Source organism: Paenibacillus sp. MAHUQ-63 (assembly GCF_028765165.1).
Classification (GTDB): Bacteria; Bacillota; Bacilli; order Paenibacillales; family NBRC-103111; genus Paenibacillus_E.
This window is the reverse complement of record NZ_JARADB010000002.1, coordinates 794,715-808,477: the sequence shown is the minus strand read 5'-3', so window position 1 is coordinate 808,477 and position 13,763 is coordinate 794,715. Positions and strand designations below refer to the sequence as shown.

At 52.0% G+C, this 13,763-nt stretch carries 11 protein-coding genes; 4 read left to right on the top strand and 7 right to left on the bottom strand.

Annotation, left to right across the window (positions count from 1 at the left end; genetic code table 11):
• Window positions 1-23: 23 nt before the first annotated feature.
• From PUT07_RS11925 to PUT07_RS11905, 5 genes are all read right to left on the bottom strand, one after another.
• Window positions 24-1,115: a vWA domain-containing protein gene (locus tag PUT07_RS11925; protein WP_274468219.1), complete on the bottom strand. Its 1,092-nt coding sequence runs from the start codon at window positions 1,113-1,115 to the stop codon at window positions 24-26.
• Window positions 1,112-2,119 carry an AAA family ATPase gene (locus tag PUT07_RS11920; protein WP_274468218.1) on the bottom strand — a complete coding sequence of 336 codons (1,008 nt, stop codon included), beginning with the start codon at window positions 2,117-2,119 and terminating at the stop codon, window positions 1,112-1,114. Before PUT07_RS11920 ends, PUT07_RS11925 begins: the two co-directional genes overlap by 4 nt.
• A 26-nt stretch (window positions 2,120-2,145) precedes the next feature.
• Window positions 2,146-2,625: a DUF6530 family protein gene (locus PUT07_RS11915; RefSeq protein ID WP_274468217.1), complete on the bottom strand. Its 480-nt coding sequence runs from the start codon at window positions 2,623-2,625 to the stop codon at window positions 2,146-2,148.
• Between the two features lie 194 nt (window positions 2,626-2,819).
• Window positions 2,820-3,632 (bottom strand): adenosylmethionine decarboxylase, encoded by an 813-nt coding sequence (gene speD, locus PUT07_RS11910; RefSeq protein WP_274468215.1) that lies wholly within the window; start codon window positions 3,630-3,632, stop codon window positions 2,820-2,822.
• Window positions 3,633-3,752: 120 nt separating this feature from the next.
• Window positions 3,753-5,981, bottom strand: coding sequence for a helix-turn-helix domain-containing protein (locus PUT07_RS11905; RefSeq protein WP_274468214.1), 2,229 nt, complete (start codon window positions 5,979-5,981; stop codon window positions 3,753-3,755).
• Between the two features lie 343 nt (window positions 5,982-6,324).
• Between PUT07_RS11905 and PUT07_RS11900 the strand changes: the two genes are divergently transcribed.
• The 4 genes from PUT07_RS11900 to PUT07_RS11885 all read left to right on the top strand — a co-directional run bounded on the left by PUT07_RS11900 (window position 6,325) and on the right by PUT07_RS11885 (window position 11,121).
• Window positions 6,325-7,290 (top strand): ABC transporter permease, encoded by a 966-nt coding sequence (locus tag PUT07_RS11900; protein ID WP_379239652.1) that lies wholly within the window; start codon window positions 6,325-6,327, stop codon window positions 7,288-7,290.
• 29 nt (window positions 7,291-7,319) lie between these two features.
• Window positions 7,320-8,189, top strand: a complete 870-nt coding sequence (locus PUT07_RS11895; protein ID WP_274468212.1) for a carbohydrate ABC transporter permease — start codon at window positions 7,320-7,322, stop codon at window positions 8,187-8,189.
• Between the two features lie 67 nt (window positions 8,190-8,256).
• Window positions 8,257-9,783, top strand: a complete 1,527-nt coding sequence (locus tag PUT07_RS11890) for an extracellular solute-binding protein (RefSeq protein ID WP_274468211.1) — start codon at window positions 8,257-8,259, stop codon at window positions 9,781-9,783.
• Between the two features lie 117 nt (window positions 9,784-9,900).
• Complete coding sequence (locus PUT07_RS11885; RefSeq protein WP_274468210.1) at window positions 9,901-11,121, top strand: BNR-4 repeat-containing protein; 1,221 nt, start codon at window positions 9,901-9,903, stop codon at window positions 11,119-11,121.
• A gap of 65 nt (window positions 11,122-11,186) precedes the next feature.
• Here PUT07_RS11885 and PUT07_RS35425 read toward each other — a convergent pair whose 3' ends face one another.
• Together PUT07_RS35425 and PUT07_RS11870 are read right to left on the bottom strand one after the other, a co-directional pair.
• Window positions 11,187-12,800: a TIM barrel protein gene (locus PUT07_RS35425; RefSeq protein WP_310189949.1), complete on the bottom strand. Its 1,614-nt coding sequence runs from the start codon at window positions 12,798-12,800 to the stop codon at window positions 11,187-11,189.
• A 51-nt stretch (window positions 12,801-12,851) separates the two neighbouring features.
• Window positions 12,852-13,760 (bottom strand): Gfo/Idh/MocA family protein, encoded by a 909-nt coding sequence (locus PUT07_RS11870; RefSeq protein WP_274468209.1) that lies wholly within the window; start codon window positions 13,758-13,760, stop codon window positions 12,852-12,854.
• Window positions 13,761-13,763 lie beyond the last annotated feature (3 nt).

The following is a 13,763-nucleotide window of genomic DNA, read 5'->3' as shown; positions in this document are numbered from 1 at the left end:
CCTTTCTATACATCCGCACTGCCTTACAAATATCTGGCGATCATGCGAACCAATTTCGCAGGCAGCTCTTGCAAATTCGTAATATCCATGAATCTCTCGTGCCCATAGATGTGACTAATGACCTCTTTGTCCTGGCCGATCGCGGCGGCGGCAAAAGTAATTCCCTTCCGCGCGTATTCCGCGATGGTCATCTGCATGTCTTGCATGGCCACTATGCCGGAGTAATCCTCCATCGCTTTGGGCTGCCCGTCACTGATGCTGATCAACAGCTTCGTCGTCTGCTGCGCCCTCACCAGCCGATCGGCCATAATGCGAAGCGCCATCCCGTCACGGTTGTTGCTTCTGGCGCGAATGCCCATCAGCCTGAAACGATCACGCGGATCGGTCTGTTCATAATCGGCGTAAGCATAAATCGACATCATCTCCAGCTTGGATACGTCCGCCGTATCTCCGTGAATGAGTATAGGAATATCGCACATTCGACAAAACTCATAAACGGCCAGCACTGCACGCTTGGCCGCGTCCAGACGCCCGAAGGCAGCCATGGAGGCGGACTCATCAACTCTTAAGCCAACGACAAGCGACGGAGACTCCGTCGGCGGCCGTTTCTTGGCGAAGTATCTGAAATCATGATACGCGACGCTGTCCGCTTGAAACTTGCTGCCATACAGTTGGTTTCTGGCAAATTCAGGTGCATGTTCATGCTCCAGCAGCGGTAAAGTTTTTCGAGCAATTTCTCGGACGACAGGCATTAGCTCTCTGCTAACACGCTTATATTCCTGCTCATCGGACCCGCTGTAGGAGGGGCGATGCACAATGAGTTTGACCCCCTTATGAATCGAGTCGGATACGATCTCACGGGCGTCACGATTCAATTTCTGGCGGAAATTGCGCTCTTGCTGCTGCTCAATCTCCGTCATAGCTTCGGGATTGGCTTGATGATATTTGGAGGCTCCGTGTTCCCCTTTGTCTGAGCTTTCCATTCTCGTCGAGTCGTCGGCAGCCTGAGAAGCATTGGCTTCGCTATCCGCCGTTCTCTTCAGGGCTATGCCCTCAGCCTCCGCTTGCGTGTCCGGCTCCAATTCGAAGCTGTCCAGCTCACCCCACGACTTCATTTCTGCGGTATCCAAAATCCGTTTTTTTTTTGAAGATCGGACTCCACTTCGTCCAATCCGGCAAGCAAGCCATGCCGCTGCAAGGCTTCTTCCAGTATCTTGATTTCTTCTTCGTCGGTTGTAATTTTATAAATGACTTTATGATACAGAGATTGCTTGACTGAAGCGCCGCCGGCCACGGCATCCCCCCAATAAAAGTAGGAGCGCATGCCGGCCACGCCCTTGATTGCATGAGCCCGGGCCGTTTGGTCCAAAATAATGATCGTATCGGCGAGAACATCCAACACTTTATCGTCTTGGAAGCCTGTCTTCGCCTTAGCCCTTTCAACCATCGTTGCTTTCGCGGGCAGGTCCATCTTCTCCGTATGCTGAACTCTGTCGCGCAGCGCTTCATTCAGCGGTCTCGTTCCTGCATAACTGCGGTTGGTTGTTATAACGGCAACGAAATCCGGATGTCTGCGAATGATCCCGGTCGGCAGATTGATGCTCCCATCCAGCTCTAATGCCGAGTTCAGAGCCATTAATACCGCGGCGTCCCGAATAACGGTCGGTTCTTGAATTTCCAGCAGGTAGCCATTTTGATAAGCGCGGACAATCTCGGAAGGATAAAAGCGGTATTCGACCGCATCCTTCTCATGCTTGGACGCTGCGCTTTGCTCACCATGCTCCTGCGAGTCGGATGTCTCCGGCGGAATGACCGGCAAAATGGAGCCGATAATATCCGATTTATCCATATCGGCGAAACAGGTCACTTTCGTATACGGCAGCCCGAGCTCCGCCGACAATGCTTTGGCCAGCTGCGTTTTGCCGGTCCCGGCATCGCCCTCAAGCAAAATATTGGCGATTTTCATTTCGCCGCGCTGCCAATTCCGCTTGATTTCCCGGCATATTCGGCGTTCTTCTTCACTGACTTTATGGGAGGAGGGTTTGCTCCAAATCAGCTCTCGTTCGCTAGCGGTAAATAGCCTGCCGGGAGACAGCGTATAATCTTCAAGTTTTTCCATAACAATGTTCCTTTCTAGCTCTCATTTCAATAACCCATCTCTTTCAGCAGGCTGGATAAGACGCGAAGCCTTTCGCCGATCATTTCGCCGTCGTCGCCAAGAGCTTGAGCGAATAACTGAATATCTTGGTCGATCATGGGATTGTCGGCACAGACGGATACCGTCATCGCATCCCCTTGCAGACCGATACGGTCAATCATCGTATTCTCGGGATCGTACATTTTGGGGAAGCGATAGGCGTCCTGGAAGTACAGGTTGCTTCTGCATATCAGAATAGCCAGGTCCAGCACACGGTGCATGGGCAGCTCCTCGGATTGCCTCGACCACTTCTCCCCGGTGTATCTCCATACTTTGGCTGAAATATCAACCTTGCCCCGGTCGTTCCATTGGGCGAGTCCTAACGATAAGCCTTGAGCATCCGTGTTGTTGGCATATCTGCCGTCAACCTGCTCGTAATTTTCAGAAACGATAACGGGTTTATGTTTCAAAGATGTTGGAATTTTCATTGGTGGGCACACTCCACTTCAGTTTTTTCATTTACTAAATTACTAATTTACTAATTTACTAAATCTGAAACTTATCATACGCTGCCTTCGACCGTTTGTCAATCCGGGTATTTGTCTTGAAATGCCAAAAAGCCCCAGGAATGATTTCCTGGAGGCCCTAGCTGTGTTACACCGTCCGATGCGACCGTACATATTCAAGTAAACACCATATTTTTCCCGTAAAAAATCTCATCCATCTCCCACTTCACGCTCTTCTCGATCTCCAGCTGCTCCTCCTTGCTCAGCGAATCTTTCGTATAGCCGAACAAATAATTGTTGAGATCAAACTCACGCAGCTTGCATTTGGTGTGGAAAATGTTTTCCTGATAGACGTTCACATCGATCATCTGATACAAGTCTTGGATATCGCTGGGGATATAGTTCTGGATCGAACTGATTTCGTGATCGATGAACAGCTTATGACCATTAATGTCGCGGGTGAAGCCCCTAACCCTATAATCCATCGTCAGAATGTCGTTATCGAAGGAGTGGATGAGGTAATTGAGCGCCTTCAGCGGAGATATTTCCCCGCAGGTGGAGACGTCGATGTCAGCCCTGAAGGTGCTGATGCCTTCATCCGGATGATATTCGGGATACGTATGCACCGTAATGTGGCTGGTGTTCAGATGCATGACGACGGCCTCCGGGAGAGGTCCGGGCGATTCCTCGAACGATTCGTTAGGCGCCTTCTCGATCGGCCCTTCCGAGACCAGCATCGTCACACTCGATCCCTGAGGCTCATAGTCCTGCTTGGCGATATTAAGAACATGCGCACCGATGATATCGGCTACGGATTTCAAGATAGCCGTCAACCGCTCCGCATTGTACTGCTGGTCGATGTAGGCAATATACGCTTCGCGCTCTTCCTTCGTCTTCGTAAAGCAAATGTCGTACATATTAAAACTTAACGATTTGGTCAAGTTATTAAACCCGTGGAGGGTAATCCGCTGCTCCGTCGTTAATTTCATATAAGCTCCCCCTTGCGTCTCATGATTTCTTGATGAACGGCTAGACTTATCATGTGATGCCGGAGGCGCTTCTATTCCATTATTCGGCAGATCGCAATAAAAAAAGAGCAGCTGCTGCTCCTACTCTTCCTCTTCCGTCCGCTTCTCCTTCCGGAATTCCCTGGGCGACACGCCTGTGAATTTCTTGAACATCCGGTTGAACGAATTAATATTCTGATAGCCTGCACGGGAAGCGACATCCTGAATGCGCAAATCCGTTTCCAGCAGCAGCTGCTGGGCTATGCCGACTCGAACTCCATTCACGTAATCAATGAAGTTTTCCCCTGTTTTCTCTTTGAAATACGTGGATAAGTATCCGCCGGTGATATGCAGATGTTCGGCCAAAATGTCCAAACTTATATCTTGAGTATAGTTGTTGGATACGTAGTCAAAAACAAAGTCGATGACAGGGTCGCCGTTCTTCTGATTCCTTCTAATTTCCTCGCAAGCGGCAACAAGCAGCTGGCTGAAAAATTTGCGGTAATGCTTCCCCGAGTAAAAGCTTTGCCCTGTATTGAGCCCGGAGATAATTGGCTGCAGCGCCCGTTCGTCTAAGCGCAGCGTATGGAACGACTTCCGCACCTTCTGAACGATATCGACCAGAAATTCTTGATACTGCAGCAAGGTTTCGCACTTGCGTTCCATAATGGCCAGCTGACGGTCAAGCAGATGCAGCAGCTCCTGCGTGTTGCCTGCAGCCAGATTGGAGTCGAACTGTTGTTCCTGTGCTGCCGTAAGCCGATGCATCGCCGGGCGGCCGTTCGGCTCACGAACGATTTGGGTATCCTCGTTAAGCTTGCGCTCCTTCAACAGCTTAACCGTCTGTTCATAAGCTACCGTGAAATCGAAAGACTGCGGATAGGCCGGTGATAGGGCAATCGTCAGGAAATAGAAATCGGCGTCATGAGCGACGACCTTCAGCAGCTCCGACAGATAAGCTTCGAATCGCTCATCGTCGATTTCGTTAATGACCGACAGTATCTGGAGGCTCTCCACCTGAATCGTTAACGATGCGGGGAATACTTGCAGCAAGCTATGATTGATATATGTATAAATGCTGTACGTTAAAGGTCCGGGCTCTTCTCTCATTTCCTCCCAGAACCTGTCCTTGTAGGTCACTTCATAGACGACGAATCGATATTCCTGTGTGGAAACGATGTCGACGCTTCCCCGCGATCCGCTGTAGATCTTCTTCAGCTTATTCAAGTAATCATAGGACATGAGCTGAATATTTTTCTGCGCGAGATCCGATTGGATCCGTGCGTTCGCTTGGAGCATATCGTCCAGCTTCTGACCGATCAGCTCGAATTCGCGGATATTGCTTTTGAACCGCAGATCCTCTCCGCCCGGCATCTGAAGCGAAGTGACAAGCCGCTTCACAGGGCGGTTAAAGCGTACGCTGAATAATACAGAAACGACGATGCTTACGATCAAGGCTAACACCAGCAGAACGATCAACGTCAAATTAAGCTTGGATACCTGCTCCGATATACTAGCCCCTGGAATGATATTTAAATAGGTGAAACCGCTATTCGCTCCGGTCTGATAGAAGTAATAGGTATTGTCGTGCAAGAAATACGTTTTGCCGGCAGGCAGATTCGGGAGATTCGTGCGGGCTGCCGCTCCGCCTGTAGCGAACAACAACTCGCCTTGTTTGTCCAGAATAACGAAATTGGAGTTGACCGACCGGTGGAACGCGTCGAACAGCTTGTCGGCATCCAGCATGGCCACGAGGTAGAAGTCATCGTTCTGCCAGTGCTTGACAATATACGGGATGAAGCGGCCCATGAACGTCGCATCCCCGGATTGATGGAAAGCATGCTCGTAGAACATCGACATGGGGAACAGCTTGGACGCGTACGTTTCATTGAACTGCTTCTGCCAAAAGGCATCCGGGTAATCCCGGCTGGCATAAAACTTCTCGAACATCGCCACCCTGTCGTTCGTTCCGTTCCTGCTGAGCGTCAATGAACCCTCTTTGAAAACGATGATCGCGTTGTCCACGTAGATGAGGGGATTCCCCACAACCTTAACGATTTCTTGTTTCACCCGATCCAGCAGCTCGAATCGAGCGTTCCCGCTAGCTTTCTGAAGCCGGTTCACATCATCATGGAAATATAGTGCGTACATCTGCTTTTGCACTAATTGAAAATGTTCCTCATACCGCTCGGAGGTAAAGCGAATATTTTGCGCGTTATAACGGATGATTTCATTGCGAATATTGTTTTGAAAAAACGTAAAGGACAAGTAGTTAAACGACATAAGAAGCACAATGACCGTAAGAAACCCAACCAGCAAACGAATGAGCAAGGAAGAAGTTCTGGATTGAAATCGCGTTATTAATCGTATCCTACCCACCTCCGGTTTAGATGCGCTGAACGATCGTTTCCTCCATCCGTCGCGGATAGCAGAAGTCTTACTTAAATAATACGGACAAACCTGCCACTTTGCAATTTCATTCTTTCACGAAAACTTAACATATTTACGGAATTCTTAGAAAGTGGGGACAATTCGGAAATGTCACGGATTACATCCCGCGTGAACGGTGTTATGCTTTTTCCAAGCAGCGGCAACAGCAGCCAAGATGCTCTGTTCGGCAAGGCCAGTGACAGCTCCAACATACCGCGAATAGGAAAGTGAGGGGTATATGCCAATGAATAAGTTAGACGCAGCCGGAGCCAAGTCGGATCTTCCCTTACCGGCCGTGTCCAGTCGAAGGCTCCTATGGAGGAAGATCGCAAGAAGCAAATATTTATTGCTCATGTTCTTGCCTTGTTTGCTGTACTATGTGCTATTTAAGTATTTACCCATGTTCGGTATCGTCATCTCCTTCAAAGACTATAACCTGTACAAGGGGATATGGAGCAGCAATTGGGTTGGCCTGAAGTATTACAACATGTTTTTTAACAGTCCCGATTTCTGGGTGCTGCTGCGAAACACGTTTTTACTCGGGGTGAACAAGCTCATTTTCGGATTCCCCGCTCCCATCGTATTGGCTCTCCTGCTGAATGAGTTAAAACATATGCTATTCAAACGTTTCGTGCAAACGGTCAGTTATTTACCGCATTTCATCTCCAACGTCGTTGTGGCCGGTATGGTCGTCATGTTCCTCTCACCTTCGCAAGGCTTCGTTAATCAATTGATTCAAACTTTCGGCTTGGAACCGATCCACTTCATGGTGAAGCCGGAGCTCTTCCGATTCATCTATGTAAGCTCGGAAATATGGCAGCATATCGGCTGGGAAGCGATCATTTACTTGGCTGCGCTCTCTTCGATCGATCCTTCCCTCTATGAAGCCGCCGATATGGACGGCGCGAGCCGCTTCCGCAAGCTGTGGAATGTCACGCTGCCAGGAATCTCCACGACCATCATTATCCTATTCATCCTGAATGTCGGACGCGTGCTGGAGATCGGTTTCGAGAAAGTGTTCCTTCTCTATAACCCGGCGACTTATTCCACGGCCGACATCTTAAGCACTTACGTCTACCGTACGGGACTTGTCAGCGGCAACTTCAGCTACGCAGCTGCGATCGACATGTTCACCGGCGTCGTCTGCTTCCTCTTCATCTACACCACGAATGCGCTGAGCAAACGCTTCTCCGAAACAAGTCTCTGGTAGACCTTGCAGGCTAAGGAGGATATTCCATAATGAAGCTTTCGAAAATATCGTTGTTCTCCGTCATCAACGTCATCATCCTTCTAGGCGTCGTTGTGATGACCCTGTATCCGTTCATCTACATGGCCGCCGTTTCCCTCAGCAGCAACATTCATGTGCTCAAGGGCGATATTAGCTGGTATCCGAAAGGATTTACCCTCGACATGTATAAAGTAGTATTGAAAGATCCGCGCATCGGAACCGCCTACTGGAACACGATCGTTTACGTCGTAGTTGGTACGGCGATTTCTCTGGTCATCACTTCGCTCGGCGCTTATGCCCTGGCCAAACGGCACATGATATTCGGGCGCGGATTCACTCTGATGATCATTTTCACCCTATTTTTCAGCGGCGGGATGATTCCGACCTTTCTAGTGGTCAAAGAGCTTGGCGTGATGGACACGATATGGGGCATGGTGCTGCCTGGCGCAGTGGGCACTTGGAACTTGCTTATCATGCGTACATTCTTCTCCGCGATTCCGGCGGAGCTGGAGGAATCCGGTCAAATGGACGGATTGAGCGATATCGGCGTTTTCTTCCGGATCGTTCTTCCATTATCGCAAGCGGTATTCGCAACCATCGGCTTGTTCTACGCCGTAGGCTTATGGAATAACTTCTTGCTGCCTCTGCTTTATTTGCGGGATCAGGAGCTCTTCCCTCTGCAGGTCATCCTGCGCAACATCGTGCTTGCCGGCCAGATGAACCAAGCGGATACCACGGCGATCGGCGATGCGAACGTCGTCCTGGAAGAGCCTCTGAAATTTGCGACCATTATGGTTTCCACGGTTCCCATCCTCTTGGCCTACCCGTTCCTGCAGAAGTATTTCGTGAAAGGCGTGATGATTGGGGCGGTCAAGTCGTAGCTATACATAGCAACTGAGCATCCAAGTCTAGGGGAAATGAATAATAACAAAGAGGAGAGATTCAAGCATGATGAAGAAATGGAGTATGTCACTTGGAACGCTCGCAATTTGCACTTCATTATTAGTCGCTTGCTCAGGAACGACCCCCCCGGCGGCGTCGCCAGACGCTGCAGGCTCAGCGAATCCCGCCCCTGCGGAGAAGACGAAACATACGTTTACCATGCTTTTGGAGAGTCATCCGAATTGGCCTTATAACAAGGACTGGGTGGTCTGGAAGTGGATTGAAGAGAAGACAGGCGCCACTTTCAATGTCCAGCTGCCTTCGGGCGAGCTCAAGGACACGATTAATCTGAATGTCGCTTCAGGCAATATGCCGGACATTACCTTCTTCAACCCTCGCGCGGACGCCGATAAATTCGGCCAGCAAGGCGTTCTCGTTAACATTCTCGACTATAAAGACGTCATGCCGAATTTAACCGCTTGGTTAAAGAAATTCCCGGAAATTGCGAAAGCTTCTTTGGCCGCAGACGGTAAAATGTATATGCTTCCGAACGAAGGATTCGGCGAAACGAACCGGATTATCTGGATGTACAGGGAAGATATTTTCAAGAAGCACGGACTGAATCCCCCAACGAACTATGAAGAGCTCATTACGGTCGGCAAAAAACTGAAGGAGCTGTACCCGAACAGCTACCCTTTCTCGTTCCGAAGCGGAGCGAATCTCGGCATCCTGAACTTTACTTCCGCACAGTTCGGTACGACGAACGGCTTATTCCAGGATGAGAAAACAGGCAAGGTGCGTTACGGCCCTATCGAGAACGAGTACAAATCGATGATCGAATTCTTCCAGCGCATGCAGAAAGAAGGCTTGATTCCGCCGGATTGGCTCACATTCAACGTGCAGCAATGGCAGAATGCCGTATCGAACGATCAAACGTTCATGATCCTCGATTACATCGGACGGTTGGACTTATTTAATATCCCGATGAAGAAGACGAATCCGAGCTTTAACCTCGCCTTCATGACACCTCCGGAAGGAGTGCCCGGCTTTAAGGTGAACCCGTATACGCACATTCTCGAAACAGGGATGACCTTCTCCTCCAAATCGAAGAATGTGAAGGAAGCCCTGAAAGCCTTCGACTGGTTCTACAGCGAAGAGGGCAAGCAAATTCTGAGCTGGGGCAAGGGCGACGAAGTGTACACCACGGAGAACGGGCAAAAGAAATTGCGTCCTGAATATTTGGATGTGACCGATGTCCGCAAAAAAACAGGGCTGGCAACGAACGGCGCCTATACTTGGTTCGATTATGACGCCCATCTCATTCCCGCCACACCGGAGCAGCGGAATGCCTACGAATTGGCTCGCAAGCACGATAGCGTTTATCGCGTGAGACCTCAGTACATTGAAAGCGAACTGTCGAATGTCTCCCTGCTCCAAGCGGCTGTGGACAAACACCGCAATGAACAAATTACGAAATTCATTCTCGGCCAACGCAGCATGAGCGAATGGGATCAATATGTGGCCGAGGCCAAGAAGCTGGGCGTCGATGAATTGATGAAAATTACACAAACCGCTTACGACAGGCTTAAGTAATGCCCGGATGAACGCCTTGCGGGGAGCGACTGCTTCCTGCATGGCGTTCTGTACCTTTCCGGCTCAAACCATCGGTATTGACTTCCATACGACGAATGATTGATAAGGAGATCCGTGATGACCATTCAATTAACTTCAATTCAGGAATTCACCTCTGACGGAGCTTGGTGTTTCTTCGCCGACCCGCGCGCCCTCTACTACGAGGGACGGCACCGACGCACGTACGCCGGCTGGTTAAGCAGCGCCGGCGACGTGTGGATCGGTTGTTTCGACCATACGCTGGGCACTAACCGATCGTTCTTGATTCGTCCGGCGCTGCAGCAGGACGATCATGCCAATCCTTCGCTGTATATCGATGACGCTGGGCACATCACGATTTTCTATTCCGCGCACAACGGGGATTCGATGTACTACCGCAGGACACAACTACCGGAAGACTTATCCTCCTTCGGAGCGGAGCAGACGCTGCCGGCGAATACGAGCGGGCATTACGGCTACACGTATCCAACCCCGGTCTATCTGGCGGCTGAAAGGCAGCTCTATCTGTTCTGGCGGGGAGGCAACTTCAAGCCGAATTTCAGCGTGACCTCCGACTTGGAGCTGAACGCGTGGTCTCCGGTGCGCACCTTGATCATGGACAAGGGGCAGCGGCCTTATATTCGTTACGCATCCAACGGCAGGGATACGATTCACTTCGCTTGCACCGACGGACATCCGAACGTTGAGCCTTCTAATAGTATCTATTACGCCCGTTATGCGAAAGGCGCCGTCTACCGTGCGGATGCTACGTTGGTCAAGCAAATGGCGGATTTACCGCTCGAAATAGCCGAACTCGAAATCGTTTTTGACGGTAAGGCGGCAGGCCGTAACGCCTGGATATGGGATATCGCGCACGATGAGCAAGGAAATCCCGTCATCGTCTATGCCGTATTCAACTCCCTCGAAGATCACCGCTATTATTACAGCCGTTGGGCTGGCGGGAGATGGGTGACGAATGAGCTGACGGCCGCCGGACGCTGGTTTCCCCGAACGCCGCAGGGTGCCGTCGAGACGGAGCCTTATTATTCCGGCGGCATCATTCTCGATCACGGCGACCCGTCCGTTGTCTTCCTCTCCCGCGAAGTGAACGGAGTTTTCGAAATCGAGAGGTGGCAAACGGAGGATCTTGGCGCCACCTGGTCTTCGGCTCCCGTCACAGCCAGCTCCCCGTGTCACCAAGTGCGGCCGTTCCTCACCCGTGGCGGTCGTGACGGACACACGCTGCTCTTCTGGATGAGCGGAGAGTATGTGCACTACACGAAGTACAGAACCTCATTGCGGTGCAGCATGCCGGAGTAGCTAACAACGTGCCAAGAGGGTGTCGCCCAGCCGTAATCACGGCTCAAGCGACACCCTCTTGGTTGTTATTGCACCGAACCGTAAGCATCCAGGTCTGTGAACAACGTACAGTCCGGATGTGTCCGCAGGATGGAAGCCGGACAAGCTACCGCCAGAGGTCCGTGCAGCGTCTGGCTAACCGCATCGCGCTTGTTCGGCCCCGGGACGATGCAGAACAAGTGCGCTCCGGACATCATCGTCGGAATCGTCAAGGTGAGCGCATGCGTAGGCACAGCGTCAAAGTCCGGGAAGCAGCCGTCATTGACCTGCTGCTGCCGGCATGCCGCGTCCAGTTCGACCGGCTTCATCATCCGCTCATCCGCGAAATCGGCGACCGGCGGATCATTGAACGCGATATGACCGTTCTCTCCTATGCCGAGGCAAATGACATCGATCGGCGCTTCCGCGAGGAGCTCGCTGTAACGGCGGCATTCCTGCTCGATTTCCGTCGCGCTTCGGATCAGATGCACCTCACCCGGATGAACGAGATCGAACAAGCGATCGGTGAGGAAGCGGCTGAATTTCTGCGGCGCATCGTCCGGCAATCCGATATATTCGTCCATATGGAAGGCAGTAATGCGCGACCAATCGATGCCCTGCTGCTGGACGAGCTCCGCCAGGAATTCGTTCTGTGACGGGGCGGCAGCAAAGATGATCCGCACGTTCTCCTTCCGCGACTGCAGCTCCTTGATCTTCGCCGCTGCCGCCTCCGCCGCAGCGGCCCCCATCCCCCGGCGATTCTCGTACACTTTCACGTTGAGGTGGCCCGCTCTCTCCTCTTGGACCGTTCGATGGTTCAACAGCCTTCGAAGTCCTTCCAGCGACTTCTTCGTTCCGTCCATTTTACTTCCGCCTGGCGGTATGTAATGCGTCTCGATCACGTACAGCCCTTGATAGCCCTGAGCCTCCAGGTCGAGAATTTGCCGCAGATAAGGCACTCGACCCGAGCCGATCGGAACGCAGACGGGGTTGCCCATGCTGTCGATGAAAGCATCCTTCAGATGAACATGGGCCAACAAATCTTTGACCTCGTTGTACACCTTGGGATATGACCAATATACGCCTAATGCTTCATTGCCGGGGTCCCACAATGCTTTCAAACCGGGAGAGCCGATCTCGCGAACGAACCATGCCACTTCGGATGCATAGCCGCCATTGCAAGATCCTTCATTCTCCAGCAGCAGAGTCACACCATGCCGCTCCGCGACAGCTGCAGCCTTCTTCAGATGATCGGCGACTTCATTCGCATATTGTGCGGGATTGCTCTCCCGCCAGAATGAAAAGATGCGGATATAGCTGGTGCCGAGCTTCCTGGCAATGTCAATGACCCGCTCGAGCTTGGCGAAATGCGCTTCTACGCTCTCCTCCGCCTGCCCGAACCGGTCGCCGGAGGCGACGGATCGGGAGGGATCGAGGGCGCATTTGAACAACGGAGAAGCCAATGCGGATATGCGCAACCCGCGCTTGGCGGCTTCCGTCCGAACGCGCTCCACCTGCTCATCATTCAGGTTCGCCGCATTGACGCCGTCCACCGTGCGAATTTCCACGTACTTTAAACCCTCGGCTCTTATCCAGTCCAGCGCTTCTATGAAATCATCGCTGACCTCATCGCTAATGACGCCAAGTCGGTCCTCTATCATCTCTTGTTCGCTCCTTTACATTTGCGTTATAGCCGGCAGATGGCCATACGGCTACAGCAGGACGGTATTGCCGGTGGTCCGGCTCTCGTTGGCCGCTTCCAGGAAACGGATAATCTCGACCGTTTCCTGCGGATCGATCCCAGGAGTTCCCGTTTGGAACATGCGCATGGCGTCTTCCAAAAGTCCCGCGTAGACAGGTTTCTCAGACAGACTGCCGTCAACGAACCGGGTGATGTTCTCGCGATGAATGACCGCACCGAACGTTTTGTTCCCTCTGCGGTTCCCGCGAATCGTCCCGATTCGGCCATCCTGCCAAATGCCGACTACCAATTCGTAGTCTTCATTCGTGGAGGCCGTCACCTGGACGCAGCCTTGGCCCAGTATACGGTACAGCATCTCCGCCGCATGAATCCCATACCAGAACAGCCCGGGCTGCGTAGGCTGTATGTCCATGGGGCCGTAACAGTCAGCCCCGATAATCGGCGACGCTTCCTCTGCAAGCGCGTCAACGAGCCCTTGCTCATAGCGCAGCGAGGATGCGCTCATGAGCGGCACGCGGTATTCGGCGGCCAGCCGCACCATTTCTTGGGCATCCGCCGTCGTCACGGCGAACGGCTTGTCGATGAATACCGGCTTGCCGAAAGGGGCAATACGGCGGAACTGGTCCAAATGCACGCGTCCGTCCACCGACGTCAGCAGGATCGCATCCGACCGTTCCGCGACAGCCTCCGGCGAATCTACTAGCTCGACACCGTACTCATCGCGTAACGTGCTTGTGAACTTTGCCAGCCGCGACCAGCTCAATTCGAAATCAGGCGAACCGCCGGCATACGCAGCGGTTACCTTCCCACCTGGAACATGATAGCCATGGGCAGGGTCATTCAGCAGCTTCGCAAAGGCGAGACAGTGCGAGGTATCTAAACCGATCATACCGATAGTTAACTCGTTCTGTGCAGTCATGCT